The 7,520-nt window shown below is 71.2% G+C and carries 4 protein-coding genes; all 4 read left to right on the top strand.

The annotated features are described in order from the left end of the window. Positions 1-1,451 (top strand): lipopolysaccharide biosynthesis protein (locus DRB06_RS12795; RefSeq protein WP_181575270.1); only part of this gene is annotated, 1,451 nt, incomplete at its 5' end. Between the two features lie 49 nt (positions 1,452-1,500). Next, positions 1,501-5,250, top strand: a complete 3,750-nt coding sequence (gene mfd / locus DRB06_RS12790) for a transcription-repair coupling factor (protein WP_111820153.1) — start codon at positions 1,501-1,503, stop codon at positions 5,248-5,250. 213 nt (positions 5,251-5,463) lie between these two features. Next, positions 5,464-6,018, top strand: a complete 555-nt coding sequence (locus DRB06_RS12785) for a hypothetical protein (RefSeq protein WP_111820152.1) — start codon at positions 5,464-5,466, stop codon at positions 6,016-6,018. Positions 6,019-6,239: 221 nt separating this feature from the next. Next, a partial coding sequence (gene eno, locus DRB06_RS12780; protein WP_111820151.1) for a phosphopyruvate hydratase occupies positions 6,240-7,520 on the top strand: 1,281 nt, incomplete at its 3' end.

The raw sequence follows: 7,520 nt of genomic DNA, 5'->3' as shown, positions 1-7,520 counted from the left end.
GGGGCGGACTCGGCAAACGCGCCGCCAAGGCCGCCGGCCAGACGGTATGGACGCAGGGGCTGCGCATCCTCCTGCAGCTGGGCAACGTCGTGGTGCTGGCGCGCCTGCTTGACGACCGCGCCTACGGCGTGGTGGGCATGGTCACCGCCGTGGTCGGCGTGGCCACCATCTTCCAGGACTTCGGCCTGTCCACGGCCGCGATTCAGGGGCGCACACTCAGCCACGGACAGCGCTCCAACCTGTGGTGGCTCAACACCGCCTCCGGGGCGGTGCTTACCGGCATCGGCCTGGCCGTCTCCCCGCTGCTGGCGGCCTTCTACCACGAGCCGGCTGTTGCCGGCGTCTGCGCGGCCATCGCCCCCACGTTCCTCATGGCCGGCATGGTCAACCAGTACCGCGCGGACCTGAACCGCAAACTGCTGGTGGGCCGCCTGCTCGCCGTCGACCTGGCGGCGGCCGCTCTCGCCCTGGTGCTGGGGGCAATCACGGCCGCCTGGGGCTGGAGCTACTGGGCGCTGGTAGTCCAGCGCATTGTCAACGCCCTGGTGCCCTTCATCGCCCTGCCGATTATCGCCGGCTGGCTACCACGCTGGTACGACCGGCGCGAGTCCATGCGCGCCCTGCTGGGCTTCGGCATGCAGATGGCGGGAACCCAGATCGTCTTCTACCTGGCCTCCAACCTCGACTCGATTCTCATGGGGCGGCTCTTCGGCGCCGGCACCCTCGGCCTGTACAACCGCGCCGTCCAGACGCTGCGCACCCCGCTGAACCAGTTCCGTCCCCAGGTCACCACGCTCGGACTGTCCGTCGTCGCCAAGCTTCAGGACGACGACGAACGTACCCTCGCCTATCTGCGCCGCGGCCAGCTCGGCCTGGGGTACCCGGTGTTCCTGGCCATGGGCATCGTGGTGGCGGCCGCGCCGGCGGTCGTGTCCGTGGTACTCGGCGATCACTGGCTCAGCGTGGTTCCCTACATGCGTCTGGTGGCGATCGGGGAGGGACTAACCACTCTGGCGGTGGTCGGCGGCTGGATCTACACCGCCCGCGGGCTGGGACGGGCTTACCTGCGCTACACGCTGTTCTCCGCGGTGATCCGCCTGGCCGCCATCATTGTCGGGGCGCAGTTCGGGGCCCTGGGGGTCGCCTACGCCTACGTGGCCAGCCCGCTGATCCTGTGGCCGATCTCCCTGTTGTGGTCCGGGCGGCAATCGGGGCTCAACACCGTTCCCCTGGTTTGGAACGGACTGCGCATCTTCGCCGTCTCCGCCCTGGCCACCGCCGTGACCTGGGGACTGTGCACCCTGGCATCCGGTCTGCCCGCCATCGTCATCTGTCTGGTGGCCGTCGTCGGGATGTGCCTGGCCATGGCGCTTCTGTGGCTGGTGCTGCCCGTCGTCCGTGCCGACATGCGCGACCTGGGGACGATGACGCGCATGATGGTTAAACGCTGACGGCATACCGCCGCATCGTCGCGGCCGCAGGCCTCGTACACTCCCCACCGTGCGTCTGACTGCTCTCCTGCCCCCGCTGCTGACCGACCCCGCCATCGACTCCCTGGTTACGGCCGCCGGCAGCCGCTCGCGCACCGACCGCAGCGTCGTCGTCGCCCCCGGCGCCCGCCCCGCCGTCCTGGCCGCCATGGCCCTGGGCGCGGCCGGCGTCGACCGCGTCACCGGGGCCGGCCCGGATCCCTCGGGCCGCCTCGCGCGCCCCGGGGTGGGAGCAGCCGGCGACGGCACCCCCCTGCTGGTGGTCACCGCCACCGGGCGGGAGGCCGAGGAGCTCGCCGCCGCCCTGCGCTGCTACCTGCCCGACCCCGACGTCGCCGTCTTCCCCGCCTGGGAGACCCTCCCGCATGAGCGGCTCTCCCCGCGTGCCGACACCGTCGCCACCCGGCTGGCCGTGCTGCGGCGCCTGGCCCATCCCGAGGACGGCGCCCCGGCCGGCCCCGACGCCATGCCGGACCCGTGGCGCGGCCCCGTCCGCGTGCTGATCGTGCCCGTGCGCGCCCTGCTGGCGCCGGTGGTCGACGGCCTGGGGGAGCTGGAGCCGATCCACCTGGCCGCCGGGGCGCGCGTCGACCTGGAGGAGCTCGCCGCCCGCCTGGCGGAGGCCGCCTACACCCGGGTGGACATGGTCACCGGTCGCGGTGAGTTCGCCGTCCGCGGCGGCATCCTCGACGTCTTCCCGCCCACCCAGCCGCGGCCGGTGCGCGTGGACTTCTTCGGCGACGAGATCGAGTCCGTCTCCTCCTTCGCCGTCACCGACCAGCGCACCATCGCCGACCTCGGTGCCGTCACCGCCACCGCCTGCCGGGAGGTGCTGCTCACTCAGCAGGTGCGTGAGCGCGCCCGGAAGCTGATCAACGCGATCCCCGGCGCTGCCGACATGCTTGAGAAGCTCGCCGCCGGCATCCCGGTGGAGGGCATGGAGTCCCTCGCCCCCGTGCTCACCGACCGCATGGTGCCGCTGCTGGACCTGGTGGGGGACCGGCTCGTCGTCGCCGCCGAACCGGAGAAGGTGCGCAGGCGCGCCGAGGATCTGGCCGCCACCACCGAGGAGTTCCTCGCCGCCGCCTGGACCTCGGCCGCCTCCGGCGGCAACGCCCCCATCGACCTGTCCGCCGCCGCCTTCGCCCACCTCGCCGAGGCCCGCGCCCTGGCCCTGTCCACGAACCGCGGCTGGTGGTCCTTCACCTCCCTGAAGGCCTCCCCGGACACCCTCGAACTGCCGCTGCGCGACCCCGAGAGCTACCGGGGGCGCCTGGACGCCGCCGTGAAGGACATCGGCGAGCTGACCCGGGGCGGCTGGAGCGTTGTCGTCGCCACCGAGGGTCCCGGACCCGGCCGCCGCATGGCCCAGCTGCTGGCCGACGGCGGCGTGCCCGCGCGCATCGTCACCGGCCTGGACGACGCCGCCGACCTGTCCTACCAGGCCCCCGACGGCGTGGTGCGCGTAACCCAGGCCTCCGCCGGGCACGGCTTCGTGGCCGAGGGACTGCGCCTGGCCCTGGTGGCCGAGTCCGACCTGACCGGCCGCGCCCCCGCCGCGGCCCGCTCCACCAAGACCCTGCCGGCCCGCCGCACCCGCAAGAGCGTGGACCCGCTGTCCCTGCGCCCCGGCGACCTGGTGGTGCACGCCCAGCACGGCGTCGGCCGCTTCGTGGAGCTGCTGCGCCGCGACGTCGGCTCCGGACGCGGCGCCGGCAAGGAGAAGGCCACCCGCGAGTACGTGGTCATCGAGTACGCCCCCTCCAAACGCGGCCAGCCGGGAGACCGGCTGCTGGTGCCCACCGACGCCCTGGACCAGGTCACCAAGTACGTCGGCTCCGACAACCCCGCCCTGAACCGCATGGGCGGCGCCGACTGGGCCAAGACCAAGCAGCGGGCGCGCAAGGCGGTGCGCGAGATCGCCGGGGAACTGGTGCGCCTGTACGCCGCCCGCTCGGCCACCACCGGGCACGCCTTCGGCCCCGACACCCCCTGGCAGGCCGAACTGGAGGAGGCCTTCCCCTACACCGAGACCCCCGACCAGCTGGCCACCATCGACGACGTCAAGGCCGACATGGAGAAGCCCCAGCCCATGGACCGGCTCATCTGCGGGGACGTCGGCTACGGCAAGACCGAGATCGCCGTACGGGCCGCCTTCAAGGCCGTCCAGGACGGCAAACAGGTGGCGGTGCTGGTGCCCACCACCCTGCTGGTGTCCCAGCACGCCGAGACCTTCACCGAGCGCTACGCCGGCTTCCCCATCAACGTCGCCCAACTCTCCCGCTTCCAGACCGCCGCCGAGTCCGAGCGGGTGCTGGCGGGCCTGGCCGACGGGACCATCGACGTCGTCATCGGCACCCACCGGCTGATCACCGGGCAGGTGCGCTTCAAGGACCTGGGGCTGGTGGTCATCGACGAGGAGCAGCGCTTCGGCGTGGAGCACAAGGAGACCCTCAAGGCGCTGCGCACCGATGTGGACGTGCTGTCCATGTCCGCCACCCCCATTCCGCGCACCTTGGAGATGGCGGTGACCGGCCTGCGGGAGATGTCCACCCTGTCCACCCCGCCGGAGGACCGCCACCCCATCCTCACCTATGTGGGCACCTACGAGACCAAGCAGGTCAGTGCCGCCATTCGCCGCGAGCTGCTGCGCGACGGGCAGGTGTTCTTCGTGCACAACCGGGTGGAGGACATCGAGTCCGTGGCCGCCCGGCTGGCCGACCTGGTGCCGGAGGCGCGGGTGGCCACCGCCCATGGGCAGATGCACGAGTCCCGGCTGGAGAAGGTCATCGACGACTTCTGGCACAAGGAGATCGACGTGCTGGTGTGCACCACCATCGTGGAGACCGGCCTGGACGTGTCCAACGCCAACACCCTGATCGTGGACCGGGCCGACCGCATGGGCCTGTCCCAGCTGCACCAGCTGCGCGGACGGGTGGGACGCGGCCGGGAGCGCGCCTACGCCTACTTCCTGTATCCGGCGGACAAGCCGCTCACGGAGACGGCGCTGGAGCGGCTGCGCACCATCGCCACCAACACCGACCTGGGGGCCGGCATGCAGGTGGCCATGAAGGACCTGGAGATCCGCGGCGCCGGCAACCTGCTGGGCGGCGAGCAGTCCGGGCACATCGCCGGGGTCGGGTTCGACCTGTACGTGCGCATGGTCTCCGAGGCGGTGGCCGCCTATAAGAAGGCCCTCAAGGTGGGGGACGCGGGCGGAGCCGGGGCCGCCGGCGCGGACGAGGAGGACCTGGAGGACGTCGAGCTGCGCGTGGACCTGCCCGTGGACGCCACCATCCCCGAGGAGTACGTGCCCCACGAGCGGCTGCGTCTGGAGGCCTACACCAAGTTCGCGGCCGCCCGCACCGACGCGGATGTGGCCGACGTGCTGGACGAGCTCACCGACCGTTACGGGCCGGTGCCCGAGGCGGTGCGCCGCCTGGCGGCCCTGGCGCGGCTGCGGGCGCTGGCCGCCCAGCTGGGGGTACGGGAGATCGTGGCGCAGGGCAAGTCGATCCGCTTCGCGCCGGTTGACCTGCCCGAGTCGGCGCGTATGCGCGTCACCCGCCTGTACCCGGGCACGGTGCTCAAGCCCGCCACCCGCACCATCGTGGTCCCCGCGCCCGGTACCGCCCGCATGGGCGGCGCCGCCATCGAGGGGGAGGAGCTGCTGCGCTGGGCGGAGGTACTGCTGCACGCCGTCGTCGCGGGGGAGGCCGACTGGGAGACCGAGGCCACCAAGTATCGGCGTCGGCGCTGAGCCCCGCCGCCAACTCGCCGAGGTCGGTTGAAGTTACGTGCCGAGATCGCCGCCGGCGACGGGGCGGCTTCGACGAAGCGGCGGTCTACGGGCGTAGGGTGACGGACTGTCGTGCGTAACCGCCCGGGAGTCGGCAACGCCTCGCTACGGCATTGGCTCCGGAGCCGGGTGGCTGCGCCACGCCGTCGTCGCCGACCGTGCAAGGAGCCCACCGTGACCCGAACCACCACAAGTCTCACCCGGCGTGCCCGCGTACTGGGAGCCGGCGCCGCCCTGCTGCTCGGCGTCAGTGCCCTCGCCGGCTGCTCCGCACACCCGGGGCAGGCCGCCATCGTGAACTACACCGATGCCGACGGCGTCCTTCAGACGTTTACCCTCTCCGAGCAGGAGGTGCAGGACGCCACACAGGACCTCGCCGAGTACGCCGCCGCCGGCGGCGAGCAGGGACCCACCGCCGCCTTCGTCGTGACCGCGCTCGCGGATCTGCCGGCGGCCGAACAGCTGGCCGCAGAATTCGATATCGAAGTTTCGGACGCGGATGCGTTGGCCGAGTTGCAGGCGCAGAAGGATATTGACTACTCGCCCGCCGCCGTCGACACCTATCGCTATGTGCAGATAGCCAACCAGGTCTTCGCGCTGGAAGACCAGGACGCGGTCAGCGCCCGATACCAGGAACTGCATGGCGGCCTGAGTGTGGAGGCCTCACCGCGGTATCAGGGCGGCGGTGCGTGGCTGCTGCAGGATGACACCCAACTGCAGTTGGGCTGACGCAGACGGCGGCCCATGCGCCTCGACTGGGTGGAGGAGGCGCGCGGCTGCGGCGACGTCGTCGGCCGAAACCGCCGGCGCGCCGGGTGCGCGATCTCGCCGGGCGTGAACAACTGCGGAAGTGACGGGACCAATGCACTCGTGATGTGGGCCGCGGGCCGCTAGGCTGGCCCTGCATGTGCCTGTTCCCCAGGCAACACAACTTCAGCAAGGAGCATCAAGTGGCCCTCATCGAGAACGTTCACGCGCGCGAGATCCTCGACTCCCGCGGCAACCCGACCCTCGAGGTCGAGATCCTCTTGGAGGACGGCTCCTCCGCCCGCGCCGCCGTCCCCTCCGGCGCCTCTACCGGAGCCTTCGAGGCCGTCGAGCTCCGCGACGGCGACAAGGACCGTTACCTCGGCAAGGGGGTCGAGAAGGCGGTCGCCAACGTCAACGACACCATCGCCCCCGAGATCATCGGCTACGACGCCGCCGACCAGCGCGGCCTCGACCGCCTCATGATCGAGCTGGACGGCACCCCCAACAAGGGCAAGCTCGGCGCCAACGCCATCCTGGGCGTGTCCCTCGCCGCCGCGGCCGCCTCCGCCGACTCCGCCGGCCTCGACCTGTACCAGTACCTCGGTGGGCCGAACGCCCACACCCTGCCCGTTCCCATGATGAACATCATGAACGGCGGCTCCCACGCCGACTCCAACGTGGACATTCAGGAGTTCATGATCGCCCCGGTCGGCGCCCCGACCTTCCGCGAGGCGCTGCGCATGGGCGCCGAGGTCTACCACTCGCTCAAGGCTGTCGTGAAGGGCCGGGGCCTGTCCACCGGTCTGGGCGACGAGGGCGGCTTCGCCCCCAACCTCGACTCCAACCGTGAGGCGCTCGAGCTGATCGTCGAGGCCATCGAGAAGGCCGGTTACACCCCCGGCAAGGACGTGGCCCTGGCCATGGACGTAGCCTCCTCCGAGTTCTTCGACGCCGAGACCAAGACCTACCAGTTCGAGGGCGAGGCCCGCGACAACGACTTCATGGTCGACTACTACGAGAAGCTCATCACCGACTTCCCGATCGTCTCCATTGAGGACCCGCTCTCCGAGGACGAGTGGGACGACTGGAAGGCCCTGACGGACAAGATCGGTGACCGCGTCCAGCTGGTCGGCGACGACTTCTTCGTCACCAACCCCGAGCGCCTGGCCAAGGGCATCGAGCTCGGCGCCGCCAATGCCCTGCTGGTGAAGGTCAACCAGATCGGTTCGCTGACCGAGACCCTCGAGGCCGTGGAGATGGCGCACCGCGCCGGCTACAAGACGATGACCTCGCACCGCTCCGGTGAGACCGAGGACGTCACCATCGCCGACCTGGCGGTTGCCACCAACTCCGGCCAGATCAAGACCGGTGCCCCGGCCCGCGGCGAGCGCATCAACAAGTACAACCAGCTGCTGCGCATCGAGGAGGCCCTGGGCGAGGACGCTGTCTACGCCGGCGCCAACGCCTTCCCGCGTTTCAAG

The sequence above is a fragment of the Actinomyces sp. Z5 genome, from assembly GCF_003287795.1.
Classification (GTDB): Bacteria; Actinomycetota; Actinomycetes; order Actinomycetales; family Actinomycetaceae; genus Actinomyces; species Actinomyces glycerinitolerans.
The sequence above is the reverse complement of the archived record's forward strand: the minus strand, read 5'-3'. Positions and strand labels throughout refer to the sequence as shown.